This window comes from Alteromonas sp. ABH4_454, assembly GCF_056311775.1.
This window is the reverse complement of the sequence record NZ_CM149972.1, coordinates 2,251,833-2,271,753: the sequence shown is the minus strand read 5'-3', so window position 1 is coordinate 2,271,753 and position 19,921 is coordinate 2,251,833. Positions and strand designations below refer to the sequence as shown.

At 40.0% G+C, this 19,921-nt stretch carries 15 protein-coding genes and 1 pseudogene; 9 read left to right on the top strand and 7 right to left on the bottom strand.

The features are described 5' to 3' along the window. Positions 1–293 precede the first annotated feature (293 nt). Entirely contained in the window at positions 294–1,745 is a 1,452-nt protein-coding gene (locus ACYX4W_RS09880; RefSeq protein WP_476075417.1) for an undecaprenyl-phosphate glucose phosphotransferase, read from the bottom strand. A gap of 442 nt (positions 1,746–2,187) precedes the next feature. Here ACYX4W_RS09880 and ACYX4W_RS09875 point away from each other — a divergent pair, with 442 nt between their 5' ends. From ACYX4W_RS09875 to ACYX4W_RS09855, 5 genes and pseudogenes are all read left to right on the top strand, one after another. Beyond that, a complete protein-coding gene (locus tag ACYX4W_RS09875) occupies positions 2,188–3,384 on the top strand; it encodes an outer membrane beta-barrel protein (protein WP_476075416.1) in 1,197 nt (398 codons plus the stop codon). Positions 3,385–3,399: 15 nt separating this feature from the next. Continuing rightward, entirely contained in the window at positions 3,400–3,936 is a 537-nt protein-coding gene (locus ACYX4W_RS09870) for a polysaccharide biosynthesis/export family protein (RefSeq protein WP_476075415.1), read from the top strand. 21 nt (positions 3,937–3,957) lie between these two features. Next, a pseudogene (locus ACYX4W_RS09865) lies at positions 3,958–6,199 on the top strand (GumC family protein). After that, the gene (locus tag ACYX4W_RS09860) at positions 6,196–6,921 is read left to right on the top strand and encodes a tyrosine-protein phosphatase (RefSeq protein WP_476075414.1); all 726 of its coding nucleotides are present in this window, start codon (positions 6,196–6,198) and stop codon (positions 6,919–6,921) included. Before ACYX4W_RS09865 ends, ACYX4W_RS09860 begins: the two are co-directional and overlap by 4 nt. Continuing rightward, positions 6,909–7,616 carry a VpsP family polysaccharide biosynthesis protein gene (locus tag ACYX4W_RS09855; RefSeq protein WP_476075413.1) on the top strand — a complete coding sequence of 236 codons (708 nt, stop codon included), beginning with the start codon at positions 6,909–6,911 and terminating at the stop codon, positions 7,614–7,616. Before ACYX4W_RS09860 ends, ACYX4W_RS09855 begins: the two co-directional genes overlap by 13 nt. Here the strand turns inward: ACYX4W_RS09855 and ACYX4W_RS09850 are convergent. The 5 genes from ACYX4W_RS09850 to ACYX4W_RS09830 form a co-directional block, all read right to left on the bottom strand. Next, positions 7,606–8,010 carry a 3-phosphoshikimate 1-carboxyvinyltransferase gene (locus tag ACYX4W_RS09850; protein WP_476075412.1) on the bottom strand — a complete coding sequence of 135 codons (405 nt, stop codon included), beginning with the start codon at positions 8,008–8,010 and terminating at the stop codon, positions 7,606–7,608. The genes ACYX4W_RS09855 and ACYX4W_RS09850 overlap by 11 nt on opposite strands. Next, entirely contained in the window at positions 8,007–9,317 is a 1,311-nt protein-coding gene (locus tag ACYX4W_RS09845) for an O-antigen ligase family protein (protein WP_476075411.1), read from the bottom strand. Before ACYX4W_RS09845 ends, ACYX4W_RS09850 begins: the two co-directional genes overlap by 4 nt. A 226-nt stretch (positions 9,318–9,543) precedes the next feature. Beyond that, positions 9,544–10,167: a hypothetical protein gene (locus ACYX4W_RS09840; RefSeq protein ID WP_476075410.1), complete on the bottom strand. Its 624-nt coding sequence runs from the start codon at positions 10,165–10,167 to the stop codon at positions 9,544–9,546. 104 nt (positions 10,168–10,271) lie between these two features. Continuing rightward, on the bottom strand, positions 10,272–12,212 hold the full coding sequence (locus tag ACYX4W_RS09835) for a bifunctional diguanylate cyclase/phosphodiesterase (protein ID WP_476075409.1): 1,941 nt from the start codon (positions 12,210–12,212) through the stop codon (positions 10,272–10,274). A gap of 15 nt (positions 12,213–12,227) precedes the next feature. Further along, positions 12,228–12,800 carry a transglutaminase-like cysteine peptidase gene (locus ACYX4W_RS09830; RefSeq protein ID WP_240692150.1) on the bottom strand — a complete coding sequence of 191 codons (573 nt, stop codon included), beginning with the start codon at positions 12,798–12,800 and terminating at the stop codon, positions 12,228–12,230. 418 nt (positions 12,801–13,218) lie between these two features. On the opposite strand from ACYX4W_RS09830, the gene ACYX4W_RS09825 reads away from it, so the two are divergent. From ACYX4W_RS09825 to ACYX4W_RS09810, 4 genes are all read left to right on the top strand, one after another. Continuing rightward, positions 13,219–13,995: a WecB/TagA/CpsF family glycosyltransferase gene (locus ACYX4W_RS09825; RefSeq protein WP_476075408.1), complete on the top strand. Its 777-nt coding sequence runs from the start codon at positions 13,219–13,221 to the stop codon at positions 13,993–13,995. An 8-nt stretch (positions 13,996–14,003) separates the two neighbouring features. Continuing rightward, a complete protein-coding gene (locus ACYX4W_RS09820) occupies positions 14,004–15,092 on the top strand; it encodes a glycosyltransferase (RefSeq protein WP_476075407.1) in 1,089 nt (362 codons plus the stop codon). Positions 15,093–15,095: 3 nt separating this feature from the next. Beyond that, positions 15,096–16,202, top strand: a complete 1,107-nt coding sequence (locus ACYX4W_RS09815; protein WP_476075406.1) for a glycosyltransferase — start codon at positions 15,096–15,098, stop codon at positions 16,200–16,202. Between the two features lie 361 nt (positions 16,203–16,563). Next, complete coding sequence (locus tag ACYX4W_RS09810; RefSeq protein WP_476075405.1) at positions 16,564–18,453, top strand: right-handed parallel beta-helix repeat-containing protein; 1,890 nt, start codon at positions 16,564–16,566, stop codon at positions 18,451–18,453. A 39-nt stretch (positions 18,454–18,492) separates the two neighbouring features. Here ACYX4W_RS09810 and ACYX4W_RS09805 read toward each other — a convergent pair whose 3' ends face one another. Then, on the bottom strand, positions 18,493–19,917 hold the full coding sequence (locus ACYX4W_RS09805; RefSeq protein ID WP_476075404.1) for an oligosaccharide flippase family protein: 1,425 nt from the start codon (positions 19,915–19,917) through the stop codon (positions 18,493–18,495). Positions 19,918–19,921: the final 4 nt, after the last annotated feature.

Here is a 19,921-nt window from a genome sequence, read left to right as displayed (position 1 = left end):
TGAATGCCTATTGGCACGCAGAAGAATAACGGTATCAGCGTTTATGATGCAGGGTCTGATCGGCTGCGACGCTGTAAAGGGATAAGGTTGTAAAGGTGTTAGATTGTAAGGATTTTAGGTTGAAGGCACACTAGGGTAATGCATTAGCTATGTACTCAGAATCCGTGCTAAGATTTGTAGCGTTACAAAAACTAGCCGCTACGCAATAGCATAACGGCTAAGAATGAGCAAAAGAGTAAATATGAAGCCGCTCTTCAGTTATCTCACGTAGCTTTTAAATATGTTTATGTGCACTAGTAAGCATTTTTATTAACGAATCCGTTGAAAACAGTCATCACAATGATTTTTAGGTCTAGCCAGACAGACCATCGATGAATATATTCTAGATCATATTCCACACGTTGAGCCATCTTATTAACTGTCTCGGTTTCACCTCTTAAACCATTGACCTGAGCCCACCCCGTAATCCCCGGTCTTACCTTATGACGCAACATATAACCTTTTATAAGTTTCCTGTACTCTTCATTATGAGCAACTGCATGAGGTCTGGGACCTACAATAGACATTCGACCTTGCAGTACATTTATGAACTGGGGTAATTCATCTAAAGATGTTCGGCGCAAGAAGCCTCCCACTTTTGTTATTCTAGGGTCATTTTTTGTAGCCTGCTTTACTTTTGCGCCATTATCTTGTGTTGTCATTGAGCGAAACTTGTAGACAGTAATTTGCTTTCCATCTAAACCATATCGCTTCTGTTTAAATATGATAGGACCTTTAGAGGTCAGCTTTACTACGCATGCGATAATACACATCGGTACTAAAAGTAAAGATAAGATTAGCGAACCCAACACAATATCTTCAATTCGCTTGAGAACGTTACTCGCCCCCTGAAATGGAGTGTCGTACACACTTAATGCTTGCACAGAGCCAACACTCTGCCAGCGAGCGTTAAGTAAGTTATACATGAAGAAATTTGGAATAATGTAAACATTTGCGGTTGTGTCACTGCACTTATCTAAAATGTGTCTTATTCGCTTTTCTGCATTCATAGGCAAAGCTATGTAAATGTAATCCACTTCGTTTCGCTTCGCTAACTCTATCGCGTCTTCTATTTTGCCTTTGATTTGACTTTGAAATTCATGTGCTAACCTGGACTCCGCGCGATCGTCGAACAATCCGCTAAATCGAATTCCAAGCTGATCATTTTCAATAATTTGTTGGACTACATTGTATCCCAGTGTAGTTGCTCCAATAACGATTGCGTTGCGTGAATTCATTCCGACTTTTCGCAGTCTGAACAAAAGCTTTCTCATCACGTATCGCCACAAAAGCAAGCTAAGAAAAGAACTAGCAAACCACAGTAAAATTGCAGGTGAGGGATTGTCTATATAGCCCGTAAAGAAAAAACCTACAGTCAACGTTACAGCAGCACTTATCGCACAAGTTATTGCAGCAGCTCTCAGCATTTCGATAGTTCTTTCACCCCGCCAAGAGCGATAAAGCTCTATAGACTCAGCTGAAAGCTGAAAGAAAATTACGTACACCAATGGAAGTAAAACACTCAAATTTCCAAAGGGCACGTTATAATAAGAAGATGAAAGGTAATAAAAAAAGACAATAATAGTAAGATCGATCAATCGGTAAATAGTTGAAAAGCCACTTTGATTCCGGACTAAAAGCCCCCCTTTTACCACCTTGTTTGAATCCCTTGGCAAAAGCTTGTCAGAAGAATTTTTGTTTTCCATATACATCTCGGGTTTGATATACCGCTATAGCCACGATATAAACACAATCTAACGAATCAGTTTAGACCGATCTTTGATTTCTGCAGGTCTTGCGGCATTTTATACTAAAAAGAAAGGACAAAACCATAAATTACCTTCTGAGTGTTCCTCTATTAAGGCGATGGTATATATAGTACTATTTATCGTCATACATAGAAGCGACTCTGAAACTAACGTGTTCATTGTTAATTTCTTTGACTTAGGTGTTGTCATAATGACATCATATTCATCTACTATTCTGGCATACTAATGGCATACACAGAACGCATGCCTCTTTTGCACTGTAGTGTGACTACGGCGATGAAACTTATATCGCTAAATATACAACTTGCTTTTCGGTTAAAACTAAAGAGTAACGTTTATCTAAGTACTACAGCAATATTAACTCAGTAAGGAAAACTGAATGCGTAAAACGTATCTAGCTCTTATGCTGCCTACAATGTTGGCAGCAACCAACACTGTAGCTCAAGAAGCCGCAAGTATCGAATTGGGGTCTTTTGATTTAGTTCCCTCTCTTGATTATAGATTTGGGCATGATGATAACGTAACACGTTCTAGCTCAAGTGAGATTAACAGTTGGTTCCACACAATTTCACCAGAAGCTATTTTACTGAACAATTATGGTGCAAATCAGGTACAGGTTGGGTACAGATTAGAAAGGAAGGACTATTTTTCCAGTCAGATAGACAACTACACCGACCATTTCTTAAATGCCAGAGTTGACCATGAGTTCAATTCTAGAAATCGTTTAAAAGCCGAAGCCAATTGGGAAGATGGTCACGACGACCGAGGAACACGATTTTCCATCGGTAACGGGAGCACACTTAACGAGCCTGACCAATACAAAAGTTCCGGACTTGAGGCAATATACTCGTATGGGGCGCTAACTTCTCAATTCGGCCTAGACTTTATATTTGATTATCAAACACTAGATTATGATATCGAAAGCGATGTATATCGAGCTAGAGATAGAGATACGACCACATTTGGAGGTACCCTTAGGTACGAAGTTGCCCCATTAACGGAAATAACCTTAGATTATACGCACAAAAATGTGGATTATGATTTTGCGCTAAATCCAGAAAACCCGTTAGATAGTACTGAAGATTTATTATTACTGGGTGTCAATTGGGAGTCTACTGCGCAAACTTCAGGTTACGCTAAATTAGGTTACCGTGCTAAAGACTTTGAAGCTCCCGGTAGAGATACTTTTAACGGTGTCGATTGGCAAATTGGTGTTGTATGGCAACCGGTTTCGTATACTAAACTTGACCTAACAACGTTCAGCAATACTAATGAAACTAACGGTGAAGGCAACTTCATTAAAAGTAGAACCTATCGTGCTACTTGGTCTCATGATTGGTTAGAAAGGCTTACCACCCGCTTAACAACCTCATTCGATCAAGACCGCTATGAAGGTGAAGAAGGCGTAACTACAAGAAGCGACGATACAATTAGAGTAGGCGCAGGCCTTACCTATCAATTTCGTCGTTGGATGCAATTTAATCTTGATTACGTGAAAGACACGCGTAGCAGTAACCGTGATATCATTGACTACGATAGAGACTTAGTAAGCTTTACCGTAAAAGTAACTCTTTAATTCGGACACAAAAAAATGCAACGATTAGTAGTATTGTGCGTTCTGTTTATAAGCTTTTTTGCGCCCTCTGTACTAGCGCAATCAAACAGTTTAGATCAATATCGACTTGGTTCAGGTGATGTAGTAAAAATTACCGTTTACGGTCAAGAAGACCTTTCGTTAGAAACTCGTTTATCGGATGTGGGAATCATCAATTACCCATATCTTGGTGAAATAAAGCTAATTGGCCAAACCCTGCCTGAATTAGAGTCCTACATATATGAAGGCCTCAAAGGCGATTACTTAGTAGAACCCTCTGTTTCGGTTTCAATTACGGACTATCGCCCTTTTTTCATTAATGGCGAAGTCAAAAAACCTGGCGGTTACCCTTACCAGCCTGGCTTGACTATAGATAAGGCAACCGCACTTGCTGGCGGTTACACTGAACGCGCGTCAAAAACTAAAATATTTATTGTTCGAGATACAGACGGCTCCTCAACCACAATTTCAGTAGACCGGTCTGGTATCGTATTACCAGGCGACATTGTAACTATTGAACAAAGCTTCTTTTAATTTACCACTTCGGAAGTACCCATGGCACCCAAAGGAACTGAACAACTAGAAGCTTCTCTATTTGGGGAAGATACTATTGATTTTGGCCAATACTGGCAGACTATTAGACGTTATCAATGGCGAATTATCAGCTTAGCTTTTATCGTCACTATTCTGGTAGCTATGGTCGTTATGTCCATGACCCCAGTTTACCGTGCATCGTCTTCTTTACTAATAGAAGCAGAGGAAGCAAAAGTCGTATCGATAGAAGAAATCTATGGCTTGAACTCGAACCGCAAAGAGTATTTTGAAACACAGTACGAAATACTCAAGTCACGACAAATAGCTGAGAAGGTCGTCGACAAGTTAAACCTTGTGGAACATCCTCTTTATAACAAAGAAGAGTCAAACGGCATCTCATCTTTTATCAAAGATTTAAAGTCTACTATCAAAGAGGGGCTACCTTTTTTACCTCAAACCCCTAAAGTTGATCGCACAGAAGAAGAACTTTTATTTGCAAAACGCAAAGCGGTCACCGACAAAGTCGTTATGGCTTTAACTATTTCGCCCGTGAAAAACACTCAAGTAGTGAAAATTACTTTTGAAAGTGAATCTCCCAAATTGGCAGCAACGATAGCAAACGCTTTTGCAGAAACTTATATAGAAAATTATCTTGAATCTAAGTTTGCGATGACATCAAAAGCTACGACGTGGCTAAACGATAGCTTACTGGGGCTGCGTGAAAAGCTTGTTGCTTCAGAAAGTGCTCTTACTAATTTTTACGAAGAAAACCAAGTTGTAGATCTAGATGGCGTGGTAGGTTTAGCCAGTGAAGAGCTTCAAGACCTTAATAGCGAACTCGTAGCAGCAGAAAGCAGACTAAAGCAAAGTGCTATTATCTACGAACAAGTAAGACGTTACCAAGGCGATGTAGAAGAGCTTGCAAAACTACCTGAAGTATTGAACCACCCTTCTATCCAGTCAGTTAAACGCGCTGAGCTTGAAGCTGAAAGTAAGGTATCTGAATTAAGCAAAGTCTACGGCCCAAAACACCAGCGTATGATTTCTGCTACAGCAGAACTAAACTCTGTTCAAAAGAGCTTAAATAAACAAATACAAGCTCTGATTTCGGGAATAACCAGCGAATACCAACAGTTACAATCACGAGTTGAAGGCCTACGCCAAACGGTAAATTCATCGAAACAAGATTATAGAAGATTAACAACGCTTGAATCACAGCGTCGAAAACTGCAACGTGAAGTTGATATCAATCAGCAACTATACAATTCGTTCTTCACTCGTTTAAAGGAAACTAGCGAAGTAGGCGGCTTTGAAACTGCGAATGCGAGAATATTGGATGAAGCACTTGCACCTACGATCCCAGCAAAGCCGAAAAAAGGCCTAATCATTGCTGCAGCGTTTGTAGTTAGCCTTGGTATGGGCATTTTCCTTGCACTAGCGCTAGAAGCACTAAACCGCGGTATTCGCTCTGTAGAAGATGTAGAGAAGAAGCTTGGTCAACGCATGCTAGGCTTAATCCCGTGGCAAAAGCACAAGCGTAAAGAAGACCTTCCTCTTCGACAGTTTTTCGACAACAAGCATCACTCGTTTAGTGAGGCAATAAGAACTCTTAGAACAAGTTTACAACTGCTTCATTTAGATAGTTCTCAAAAAGTATTTATGGTTACGTCTAGTGAGCCAAAAGAAGGTAAAACTACCGTTTCTATAAATCTTGCTTTTGCTATGGGGCAGTTAGGAAAAGTTCTTTTGATCGAGGCCGACCTTCGCCGCCCTACAATTGCGAAGCAATTTGGTTTCCCTGGTTTTCAACCAGGTTTAGCAAACCTCATTTCGGGTACACATACGCTTGACGAATGCTTGGTTAATGACGTCAACTCTGGAATAGATATTATTTGTTCTGGAACCATCCCCCCTACCCCACAAGAGACTGCTTGCTTCTCATCGCTTCAGGGATCTTATATCTGAATTTAGGGCAACCTACGATCATATAATTATTGATACCGCGCCAACGCAGGCTGTAAGTGATGCCATGGTGGTCTCTAACTGTTGTGATACACTGCTTTATGTTGTGAAAGCAGATAGCACAAGTGATAAACTTATCAACAGCGGTTTAACGCGTTTCATGCAAGCTGGAAAAAGAGTGGATGGTGTAGTGTTAAATCAAGTCGATATGAAAAAAGCGTCTAAATCTTACGATTACGTAGGATTTTACGACCGTTACGGTTATCAATCCGATACCGCTGAGGAGCAATCAAAAACTTGATCGATTTACACTGTCATTTACTTCCGGGTATTGATGATGGAGCCGCCGATATGGCGGCTTCACTCGCTTTAGCTGAAGATGCTGTAGATAAAGGTGTAACCCATATTGTTTGTACACCGCATATACATAGTGGTTATTTCGATAACGACTTGAATACCATCGCAAAGGTGCACGCAGATTTTTCCGCTGCACTTATTGAGAATAACATTCCGCTTAAATCTCACTATGCAGCGGAATGTCGTATCTCACCAGATCTTCTTCAAATGTTTGCAAATAAAGCCCTCCCTTATATTGGCGAATGGGATGGCAAAGACGTTGTTCTTCTAGAACTTCCTCATAGTCATATTCCAGCCGGTACTGATCGCCTCATCGGTTGGTTTCTACGCAACAACGTTCAGCCTATGATTGCTCACCCTGAGCGTAACAGAGACATAATTGCAGACTACAACAAAGCATTATGGCTAAAAGGTAAAGGTGTTCTTTTCCAATTAACTGCAGGTGTTTTAACAGGAACCTTTTCTAATGCAGCAATGCAGACAGGATTCAAAATGCTTGAAGACAATTTGGTAGATATCATTGCATCTGACGCTCACAGCTTAAAACGCCGCCCAGTAGAAATGGATGCCGCTTATAACCTAGTATCGCAAAACTTTGGCAAAGAGGTATCTGAAACTTTATTTGTCACTACACCTTGGAGAATAGCTAGCAAATGGTTTCAATGAACCAAAAGGCTAAGATAACTAAATACTTGGTTATTGGTGTGGTAACTCTTATCTTACTTTCATTTATTAGCGCATCATTCGACCAATTGCGTGCAGCTTTGCACTACTACAAGGCAAACAACCTGTTAATGCAGTGGAAAGAGAGTGAGAAGATAAATAGTCAAAGCGACTATGTTCTTGCAAAAGAAACTGCAGAAAAAGCAGTTGAGCTTTCTAAAAACAACCCGCTGTACTTAGACGTGTTAGCCGATATTTACCAGTGGGGATTGTATCAAAAGTTAGAAACAGACACTGTTAACGTTACCAATGAGGCCATGCAGCTTTACCAGCTATCTATACAAAATCGCCCAGGTTGGCCAGTTACCTGGGCCAATATGGCTGTTTTAAAATGGAGAAATGGAGAATTCGACGAAGACTTTAAGTTTTATTTGTCACAAGCTGATAAGTTCGGAAAGAGCCAGCCAGAAGTACATTTATTGTTTACAGAATTGGGGCTTGCTGCGTATCAAGCACGGCACCCTTTATACTCTCAATACAAGCAAATAATAAAACATCGAATTTACAACGCAATACTTTCGCCTCAATCACGAGATAAAGCACTAGCTCTTGTTGAGAAATACGAACAAAGACGCATAACCTGTAGATGGCTTGCTAGCGAAAACAACGGTTATGTGCTTCGACTAGCTAAGTGTTGATCCAATCCCACAACCCCAAAGAGAAACCTTCAAATAAGTTAATGCCTAGCGCCGATTTAAGTATATATAAAACAACAAGTCCTATAAGCACACAGAGCGTTAAAAATAGCGATAGAATTCCTGCCTGTACCAACTGTGACATTCTTTCTTCTCTTCTACTTAGCTCTCGCTTGTTCTTTCCTGCTAAGAATACATAATAGTAACGGTGCTTAAAGCCCTTAACCGTTCCTCGTAAATCTATTGGGTGACTTCCCCATTGCCGTGAAGCCACTGCAGTTTTTAAATAGGTAGACTGCTTTTCTGTAAAAGATTTTTTTACGTCATCTGGCATAGCATTTAGCAAGTTTCTTATTACTGGGTCGTCCTCTATTCGCCCTTTGAATTTTAAAGTCATAGATTTCCCCCGGCAGCATGGCGTTTCGACCTTCGTTTTCGACTCTCTCTTTTTACCTTAGTGCAAAGCAATGACAATGCTAATATCGTAGTAAAGTAGGTTGCATTTGCTGGTGCCTGAAGTGGAAAATCCACTGTCATATGAATGGCAACGCTCAAAATAGCCATAGTGCACCCAAAAGCCACGCCTCTCATTATTGAATCTGCACGCTCTCGCATAGCTCGAATTGCAAAATATAGGCACATAATCACAAGGGTAAGCAACAGTGCTGTAGCAGGTATCCCTGCTTCAATCGCAAATTGCAAATAGTCGTTATGAGCATGGTCGTAAAAAAGCCGTATATTTTCACTTTGATAGCTAGGAAATATACCGTAGAAACTTCCCATGCCTGACCCCGTTACAGCAAAGTCACCGAGTAACGGCAATGCATCTCTTACTACTTCATCACGGCTCTCCTGCTCCAAACTGGTAGCCACTAACCTTTCTTGAACTTTATCCAGACCAAACCAGGCGCTTAATATAAAAATATCGATAATAAACATACTAATAATCAAAAACGTTAAGCCTCTGGTCTTGTTCTTAATTAAATACAGTCCAAGCAAACCAGTGATAGTCATAGCAATGAAAAAAGAAGTATTTCCCATACGAGAACGAGACATAACTAAAGCTATAACCATAATAGCGAGACATATCCTCACCAGTGCCTTACCGTTCAAAAGTGTAGTTAAAATACTGCGCAGTTTTGCTCTACTGGTTGGCAGGCTTCTCGTTTCCAATGTACTAACTAGATAACCCACACTCATGGCCAAGCAAAGCACCAAGAAATTGGCGTAATGGTTTCGATAAACAAATGTGCCTGTGGCGATGTTTTTAACTGGCAAATCGAATACTAAGCTTCTTGATAAACCTGACAATGCTTCAAAACTGCCATAGGTGGCCTGCCAAACGCCAGCCAGTAAAAAACAAAGCATGACTTGTTTCGCTCTACTGGGTGTTGTTATTAGTAACAAGCAGCTAATAAAAACGCATAGGTAACTGATAGATTTTAGTAAACTGATTTTAGTTTGCGTTGGGTCTACTGATATGGTCGTGCCATCGCCAACACCTGCAGACTTAAATAGTGCATAACTATTGGGTGACACTAAATCTATTACAGATACGGGAAGTGTTAGTTGCTGTACCCAAACCCATACTACGAAAATACTAAATAACAGTATTGGTATTTTATAAGGCTTTAGGCGTTCTATAGCGGATTCTCTATGTATCCAAATCAAACTAATAAGCATAAAGAAACTATAAATTTCCATTAAAGACCACGCCCAAGGGCGATTCGATCCAAGTGGCAATGGAAGCCAAAATAGGAAAACTAAGAAACTATAGAAGATTATTCGCTCCGCTGCGACGAAGTGATGATGTGTACTCAAGTTAAGTTCCAATAGTGCAGGTATTGAAGAGAGATACTAATAAAATTGAAGAATAATGCCAGATGAGTTCGCTAAAAAACAAACCCCGCATACGCGGGGTGTTTTAGTATTAGTTAGTAGAGGCGGTAGTATCGCCACCACCCGCGCCACCAGCACCAACGCCAGCGCCAAGTGGAGCAGGAACGGCTGTAATGTCTCCGCCTGCCGCAGTTTCAGTACTTACGTCCTCAGGGTTAGCGCCGGCAAGCAAAGCTAATGCAATCGCGTCTTCCTGCGTAATTTCACCTGTTAATACCGCCGCAGCTAGAATTTCATTGGCTTGCTCTGGAAAGAAGGTAACTGCAACAGTAACAACATCACCAGCGTTCGCGGGTAGTTCTTCAATTGAAGCAAATGTAGCTTCGAATATTTCAGAACCGCCAATCAAAGCATTAAAAAACGCATAACTGGCTTGCGTGTAAGTCGAAAGCATGTCCTTTTGCGAGGTGGTTAGCGTTTCATTTTCACTTGCAGACAGTGTGGCTAAAGTCGCCTTTGTGGCTTCATTTCCCTCGACGCCGCCATCAATTGCTTTTTCTATTTCCTGGATAACTTTGTATCCGGGTGCGTTCGCAGCATCAATTAATATTGCCGATGCTTTCAAATCTTGCTGACCGGTTTCCTGCGATTGAGCCATGCTTGCGAACATCAATGATGAACAAACAAGAGAACAAACCCAAATAAATCTGCGCATGGTAACTCCAAAATTTATGACATTAAACCTAATGCAATTAGTTTACGTTGTTAGCAGGTTAAAATATAGTATCTTAAAGGCTAACTGTTTCTAAAACTTTCGTTTCAAGACCACACTTCTGGCTTTCCGAAATAGTAACCTTGAACATAATCTACGAATAAACCATGCAAGCATCGAGCCTCATCTTCATCTTCCACTAACTCAGCTATTACTTCAATATTAAGGCCGTGAGCAATACTCACTAAGCTACTGACAAAGAACTGGTTTTCTTCCGATGAATTGATATGACGAGTGAAACTTCCATCTAATTTTATATAGTCCGGTCGAATCTGCCTTATGTGCGCAAAAGCTGATATTGAACTACCAAAGCGCTCTATCGTTATCTTACAGTCTATCTCTCGCAGCTTATTTGCAAAAAATACACAATTTTTAAAGCATCGGTGAAGTGAGTGCTCATGAATCTCTACTATCACATTTTTAGATTTCTCTCGTACCCGTTTCAGGATATCAATAAGTTCACCCACATTATCCATACTACTAAGCGAAGCTGTTGATATATTTATAGAAATACTCTTATGCTCTTTACTCTTTGGTGATTTACTTAACAGAGAATCAATTTTTCTAAGTATTGCTTTATCAAGCTCTCCAGATACTAATAGCTTTTCGGATTCTGGTATTAACTGAGCCATCGGCAAGTAATTCGTTCCAGTACTATCTATAAAGCGAGCAAGGCACTCAGACACAAGAACATCATTGTCAAAATTCTTTACAGGTTGTAGAAGAATATCAATAGCTTGTTCATTAATAATACGTTTAAGTTGCTCGCGCCAGCTTTGATGACTTTGTTGAACTGTAATGTTGCTGGCTAATTGCCAACCGTTGGGAATAGTAGAAGCAGAAGTCAACGCAGAATCAGCTTGCTCCAGCAACAGGGCCTTTTGAGTATCAGCGCCAAAATGTGCTACGCCTATGTGGGCATACCCATTTTTAAACATGTCAGAGTTATTTGCCTTAAATTGCTCCGATAAGTTTTCAAGCACACTCAGACAATCTTCATCACTCATATCCTCCAATAAAATTGCAAAATCGGCACCGCGAGATCTAAACAACTCCCCCTTCTGCTGCGTAGCGGTAAGTAAAATTTTACTCACATTTTTAATATATTCGTCAGCAATAGCCGCACCTTCTAACTCGTTAACGTGCGCTAGGCTTGAAAGCCTGACAAGAACCAAAAAGCCCGCTACTGGCTCTTCTTCTGTTTTAGTGAATATACGCGCTAACTTATTATCTAGGGCTTGTTTATTTCCTAATTGCGTTAGTGGGTCAAGATAAGCCTTTTTATAATAGGCTTGCGCTTGGGCCGTTAACTCACTGTATTGTTTCGAAAGAATACCCGCCATTTTATTAAACGCCTTAACCAGTAGGCCAAGTTCTTTCGTTTTAGGTTCATACTCAATAGGGTTAAAGTCGCGATTAGCTATACGTTCGGCAGCTCGTATAACCACCTTCAACGGGTTAGTGATAAGTTTGAGTAAAATAGCGAGCAATAGGGTTCCTACTACGAAAAGCACCAGTGTTAGTACAAAAGTGCGCTTTGCATTGCTCCATAACTGTGCATAACCAAGTCCGGGGTGACTCTTAACTGTTAATTCGCCAGCCATTACCCAGCCTGAGTTAATCTCTGTTTTGGTGATTGGTGGAGTAATAGGAAATAGTTGCATGAACCATTCAGGAACCAATTCGGGCCTCGGAGGGTTAACCTTTTTAAGCAACGTATTGCCATCTAAATCTTGTAGTTCGATACTTTCATAATAGCCACGGTCGAAAATAGCATTAACCATGGTATCAATTACCGGTAGTCCGCCCTCCATACTAACGTACGGTGAGATAGACAGACCTAAAGATGTTGCCGTGTCTTGAGCATGGGAAGACAATTGATCGCTTATATACGAGCGCGTGCTATTAACATTTATCCAGACTGTACCTAAAAAGACCAGTACAAGTACGGATAAAAAACCTAAACCAAATTGTCGACTTAAAGACATTTTCAATCCTAAATTTTAAAAGCCCGTTTCCATTCGAGTAGTAAGGTCTTCCCATAAACTATGGTTTGGGCTATTTTTTATTTGTTTTCCTCGCCCTTGAGCTTTAGCAAGCCAAAGACCGTCACCGTTGAAGCTGTAAATGGGTACAAGATCACGCCGTTGGGAGGCCGGTAATATGCGTGGGTTAATGTTGTCTAATACAATGGGCACAGCATTGGGTTTAGGGAAGTAAGCCAAAACCATATGCGCTTGATTTAACCTAAGCGCATTGACATACATAAACCGCATTTTTTCCTCGGGAACACCTAGTGCCCTTAAGCTAAAATATTTAGCAATAGTGAAGTCTTCACAATCGCCACCATTAGAAGCCAAGAATTCAACCGGTGTTGCCCAGTAATCAGATTTATTCCAATGCTGACTATCGTCAACAAATGGGAGTTCGTTAAAAAAACGATTTATTTCATAGAGCTTTTCATCTTCATCCAGCTGTTTCGCACTGTTTAATACCCTCTGCCAGCTTGCAACGCGCTCTTTCGCTTTACTACCGTAGACCTCGTCAATTCGCTGATACAACAATTCGGAAAACACAAGGTCGCCGTCTGCTAAAATTCTAGAGCAAACTATGGCTAGCACAGAGATAACTATAACCCGTACCCAAACATTAAAATTTCGCCGAAACTTATTCACTTACCAGCCATTAGATGAATTTGCCTAGCCATTATAAAATAAAAACACACTGTAAGAGCAGGAAACTCCTCAACATATAATTTAACAGCCTTTTCCATAGGATACATCATTGCATCACTCGACATATACATTTATTGTTGTAGGCAAAAATATAATAAAATCCATTCCCCCTACAATTCAGTGTTTGTGAATGCGCTTGTATTTTGCATGGCACGATAAATGTATAAAACCAGAGTAATCTGATAAAATCACAAAATTGTCATTCTTAGCGAATAACATCCTAAAAAACGGAAAATAAGTACAGCAGGTGCCGAAAGCAATGAAAATGGAAGAAGTTGTTTTTACGAATGTGGGCGGACTAAAAACGGCATGCCTAAGCAGAAAACAGTTAGTTGATTTAATCGTAGAGCGTATTAAAAGTCATACACTTGCAAACGCTGGGCCATCACCGTTAACAATATTTGATTCAAATGGCCAAGGCATTTCAATTGCTAATAGCGACCCTGAATTTATGCGTTTACTGGAAAGCGCAGACATTATCCATGCCGATGGACAAAGTGTTGTAGCTTTCTCTAAGTGGTTTACCGACAAACCAATTCCAGAACGCACAGCAACGACAGACACAATACACGACATTCCTCAACTCTCATCAGAAAATGTAAGACATTACCTTTTAGGTGGCCAGCAAAGCATTGTTGAAAAGTGCGCAGGTATTCTAAAGCAGCGTTATGCTAACTTTCACATTGCTGGCACTCACCATGGCTATTTCGATGAAAGCAACGAAGCAGAAGTTATTGCAGCAATTAATGCTGCAAACGTAGATGTGCTGTGGGTTGGTTTAGGCAAACCCAAAGAACAAGAGTTTGTGGTTAGAAATAAGAACAAACTTAACGTAGCGGTTATTATTACTTGTGGCGGTTGCTACAACTATATTACCGGCGACTATAAACGCGCCCCTGAGTTTATGCAGCGAATAGGGTTTGAGTGGTTACATCGTGCTGTAACCGAGCCTCGCAAGTTTTTGTGGCGCTATATTACAACCAACCCCCACTCTATTTATTGTGCGTGGAAGCACAGAATGAAATCACAGGCATAGCTGTAGCCATGGAAAAATACAAGGTACTGTTTATTCATAAGTTCTTTACCACTGGAGGTGGTGTAGAGCGAGTACATAAAAACTTATCTCAAGCGTTAGGTGATGAGGGTGTTACCTCTGTTTTTTACGTACACGATGTAACTGGCGAGAGCAAAGAAGGCTTTAGTCAATTACAAGATTCTTTTTCAGCATTCGCGGCAGACAGCAATAACGGTTTTAGACAAAAATTGAGCTACCTATACAGCTTAATAAAGCGAAAGGAAATTAACGTCATTATTGCAGCAACAGAAACGGCTAATATTTTAGCTTTCTTATGCAAATTACGTTTTCCAAAGTTAAAGGTTATCTATACTAGGCACTGTGCGTTTGACGTTAGCGACCAAAAACTAGCTCCATGGGCTATTAAAGCGCTGTACTCTTTATACAGCCTATCCAATGGAAAAATCATCGCCGTATCAGAAAGTCTCAAACAGCAAATTAAAGACGCTGTTATTTTTGGTAAGAATAAAGTGAGCTTTATTCCTAATGCTGTACTTCAACCGAGCATCGAAAAGTTATCCAGTGAAAGCCCACAAAGCCCCCTACCCGAACGGTATTTTTGTGGCGTAGGGCGACTGGTGGAACAAAAAGGTTTTGACCTTCTTTTAGAAGCCTATTCTAAAGCACGCATGAAAGATGCCACGTTACCGGAACTGGTAATAGTAGGAGCAGGTGAAGACCTTGAGGCATTAAAAAAACAAGCTGCTAGCTTAGGTATTAACGACCTAGTTCACTTTACAGGCTTCACAACCAACCCTTATTGCATAATAAAGCGCGCAGAAGCCTTTATTTTATCTTCAAGGCATGAAGGCATGCCCACAGTGTTAGTTGAGGCAATGTCTTTGAATACCCCAGTAATTGCTTTTGACTGCCCCACAGGCCCAAGCGAACTCATTACGCCTGACGAAACTGGGATTTTAGTAAAAGCGTTAGACACAGATGCTCTATCGAACGCGCTATGCAATTATAATTCGCTTAAATCGAAACCAATTAGCGACAAAGTAAAACACTTTTCATATAAAAACGTCGCAAACGCTTACATTGCACAATTTGGATAAGTCATGGCAAAAATATGTATAGTTCTTCATGACCTTAGAGGCGGTGGTGCAGAAAAAATGATGGTTAGATTAGCTAACCAAATGATAGAAGACGGTGATCATGTAGATATGATACTGATCACTCAAGGTGGCAGTAACAAGCCCTACCTGAGTGATCAAGTTAACTTAATTGAGTTGCGTTGCGAAAGAACGCTAAATGCATTTGGTCCGCTTCGTTCTGCGCTAAAGCGCTGCCAGCCAGATGGTATTTTGGCGGCATTAACTCATATCAACGTTATTACCGCTATAACGTGCGCTTCATTAGGCTGGCTTAAAAAGTTAAGTGTAAGCGAAAGAAATGCCTTTTCATTGGATAAGAAAGTAAATTCTGACAAGGTGATGAAGGCTACCTACTTTCTTGCGCCCTTTATTTATCGCCTGTTGCCTAACCCAGTAATTGCGGTATCAAAAGGTGTGGCGCAAGATTTAATAGATACTACAGTGGTTCGTGCAAAAGACGTTGTAACGGCTCCAAACCCCGTATTAACGAAAGAAACGGAATTGGCCGCACAGCAACCGCCAAAGCACCCCTGGTTAATTGATAAAGCCATGCCTACGGTTATCGCGGTAGGAAGGTTAAGCTATCAAAAAGGGTTTGATATGCTACTGGATGCGTTTGCCGATGTTCAAAAAAATATACCTTGCCGACTAATAATATTTGGTGAAGGTGAATTACGCGAAGAATTAGAACAACAAATAAGTGAACTGGGTTTGCACGATAACGTCTCTTTGCCTGGCTATTCAGACAATATAATTGCTGAGATGAAAGCTGCCGACCTGTATGTACTATCTTCTAGGTTTGAAGGAAGCCCCAATGCGATTGTAGAAGCGATGTCTGTAGGCACACAGGTTGTTGCTTTTGATTGCCCTCACGGAGCGCGCGAAATATTGCAAGATGGTCAGGTTGCTCCTTTGGTTGAGTATGAGAATATCACAATGCTTGCTAGCGCAATGAAAAACGAATTAATTAAAAACGAAAGTGAAGTAGATAATATTAAATTGATAGAGAGCGTAAAGCGATTCACTGCCCAAGTTTCAGCGAGGAAATATAAAAGTTTTATCGTTTCATAAACAGTATCGAAAAGGTGATAGCGCAGATATTAAAGCTTTCGATTGTCAATTCTAATTAAGAACGTGATTACGCTTTGCATTAGAGTCATTTTTTACAATTTTAAAAGCCATTCGGGTCAACAACTTAAGTGCACGTGCCACTTTTCCAAACACAACCAAGCAGGCATTTGTTTTTTTTTGGGCTAGTGTTAAAGAACTATCTCATCAAAGGAGAAAGGTTTTTTTCATGCTTATATTCCCAAAAAGCTTTCACATACTTTCAGTTACTTTATTCTTAATAATTTCCTTGACCGCTTGCTCTATAAACGGAGCAAAAAGCCTTTCTAACTCTTACAGTAGCAATCCAGAAGTAAATAGAATAATGCAAAGCACTAACAGCTTAGATGAAACTGTTAGCTCAATTGACTTATTGGTAAAAAATAACGTTTTGACAGCCCCAGTGTTCAAAGAGAATACTTTTGAAGCAGCTCGCATTCTAAATAAGGCTAAAAAATCAACTATTGTCCAAGCTGTATCTTCTTTGTGTGCGGAGCAACCAGAGAAAGCAGCTGACTTTATAGAATTAGCACTTCGACTATTCCCCTCAAAGAAAATGCTACTCGTAGAAAATTTAAAACTCGACCACTCAATTGATGAAGACGCTATAATGCTTGCAGCAATTCGCTCTGGCATCCCCCCCGCAGACATAGCGCCACCCACTTCATCGGGTGAAACACATAGAATCGTCCCATTAATTCATTCAGCAAGTATTACACTGTTTGACCAACATGAAGAAAGCACAACTGAAGTACGTTTCAAAAAAGTTGGAGAAAGCCAGTGGCAAGAAGGCCTAGAGCTTTATTGGGAACCGGTAAGGCAAGCGCTATCTGGAAGTTTAGTCCACCTAGATTCTGACACACAGTACAATGTTGAAATTACCGTAACACCGTTAGAGTTGCCTTCAGAAATTTTCACTTTTGAGTTCACTACACGTGCAGAAACCCCTCCGGTAGACCCAGATTTAGTTTACAAATTAAGTGATATTTATAGTGGTGGAACGCTAGATATTCCCTCGCTCAATATACAAGGAAAAGAAGGGGGCTGGGCGAAAATTATTGGTGATGAAAATACGCCCATAATCGCAGATGAAAACGATGAATATGCAATCAATATTGGAAGTAATAGTTACATCATGTTCGAAAATATTGTTGTTAAAGGGGGACGTCGACATGGAATATTTAGCAGAGATGCTAGCCATTTATGGTTTAAAGGGTGTAACGTTTCGCAGTGGGGTCGCGGAGAGAGTTACTATAGAAACGGTATTGCCTATGAAGTCGGCTCAAACACACCGATAAACTATGACGGCGGTATGACGTTAGTTAGAACAGGGATTGTTGTTGTAGAGGAATGTACAATCCATTCGCCAACCCCAAAAGCAAACCATTGGGGGTATGGGCACCCAAAAGGTCCAGCGGCAATGCTCATATTAGCTAACAATTACGATGAAAGCCTGCAAGGCCAGTATATTATTAGAAACAATCGCTTTTATGGAACGGATGAACATAGGTTCAACGATGTTATTGAAAGTCGACTGAATGGCAGATCGTGGGGTGGGTTTATAAGAGATTCGGCGATTTATAATAATTATCTAGCGTATTCGAATGATGACATAATTGAGTTAGATGGTGGCCAAAGCAATGTACTATTTTATAACAACGAAATAGAACAAGGCTATTGTGGTGTAAGCGCTATTCCTAATATGCTAGGACCAAGCTATATTTTTAACAACTACATACATAATCTGGGTGATCAGCGCCAGAAATCTTGGGCTGCTTTCAAATTGGGCGGGCTTTTTAGTAGGCCAGCGGGAATAGTTAATATCTTTAATAACTTTGTATTTACCGGCTCAAATGGTATCGCCTACGCAAGTTTTGCAGGCGATTCAAGCTTCTGGGTACATGCTCAAAACAATGTTCTAATTCATGATAAACACTGGCACAACATGGGTTTTAGTATAAATGACCCAGGTAAATATAAAGAATCAATGTATATAAAAAACTTTATGTTTAATACGATTGTAGAAGACTCGATTTACAATGCTAACATAACCGACTTTCTCGCCCCCCAAGAAAAACAGATGCTTGAAGAAATTACAAACAGCGTTTTATCAGAACCTTTTATATCGGTATCCATTCCCTACAATAACCGTGTATTGAATTTTTCAAAATTTGACAATAACGGAGACCTTGTTATAGGCAAAATACCAGATTGACTATTAAAAAATGCCATATTTCCAAAATTTATTTTGATTCTATGAATTAAGGAAGGTTTTAAACTCCTTGACAACTTTTTTATTTAAAACAAATACGGTGAGTATGTAGGCCAAAATGCCTACAATGACTTCAATTATAGTTTGTAAGAGGAGAGGGCTCACAATTAAAGTTAGTCGAGAGAGCGTTATTGAAACGACTATTGAGATTGCACCGATTACTGGAGCTATGAAACATTTGCTAAACTCAAAGAAAGTTATATGCAAAATTTTCTTCAGAACATAAAAGTTGACAATATTGTTAGAAAGAGTTCTCACAATTAAGCCAAATATAATCGCAATTAAACCATATTCATTAATGGTTAAAGCAGTAAAAAGTAATCCTATAGCACTAGAAAATAGCTGACCTTTTAGGCCTAGCTTAGTTTTCCCCAGTGCCACTAATGAGCTAGGTAAAAAAAGAAAAAACAGATTTAAAGAAGTAACAGCCGCTATGCCTTGTAATAGCAAGGAAGAAGGAGCCCACTTATTTGAAAATAGAAGCTCAATTATTGGTTCTGCCATAACACTCATTCCAATAAAAAAGGGCATGATCAATAATGCGCTGAAGCGCGTTGCGTCTATGAATAGGGTATTTATAGACTTTCCTTCATTTTTTCTTTTTGAGAAAACAGGGTTGGCGTATCCCATCAAAGCAGACATCAGCGCTGTCCTTGGCAGCTCGACAAGTCGAGACGCGAAGTTATAGAATCCAACAGCAGCAGTCCCTAATGTTGTCTCAATTAATACGACTAAACCTTTCATAAATAACGTAACATTTATTGCTTTGATAGAGGAAGGTACCCCTACTCTCAATTGTTCGTAAATAAACTTTCTATCAAAATTAAAAGGTAACCGTCTTGGTTCGAGAACAAAAATCATGAACGCGGAACTTATTGCCATAACTAATGTTTGAACGACAATAGAGAAATCGCCGTATCCATAGATTGCCAAATAAATTCCAGCCAGCATACCGAGTACTTTTCCAAAAATCGTACGCTGTGCAAGCTTTTTAAATTGTCTTTTAATTCTCATATGAACAATGTGCAATCGAACCGAAATTTGAAACGGTAAAGAGCAAACTGCCAGGAAACCTATTAACAAAATACGGTTATCATTGAAGTAAAGTAAATAGCCTAAATAGGTGAGAGAAGATAAAATAAGGCTAACTAATAGAAGTACCCAGAAGATACAACCATCTTGCTGGGTAGTGATTTTATCTAGTCTAATTATAGAGTTGTCTACTAAGGATATTACAAACATTGCAAAGAACTCTACAGCAGCCAACAAAAGTATCCCGATTCCCATTTGTTCAGGTGAAAGAAACTTTGCGTAAATTAGAAACGAAAAAATCGAAAGAAATACAAGCCCGAACTTCTCAAAGAAAACCCAAAACAAATGGATGATTCGATTATTAGCGGTAACCATATAT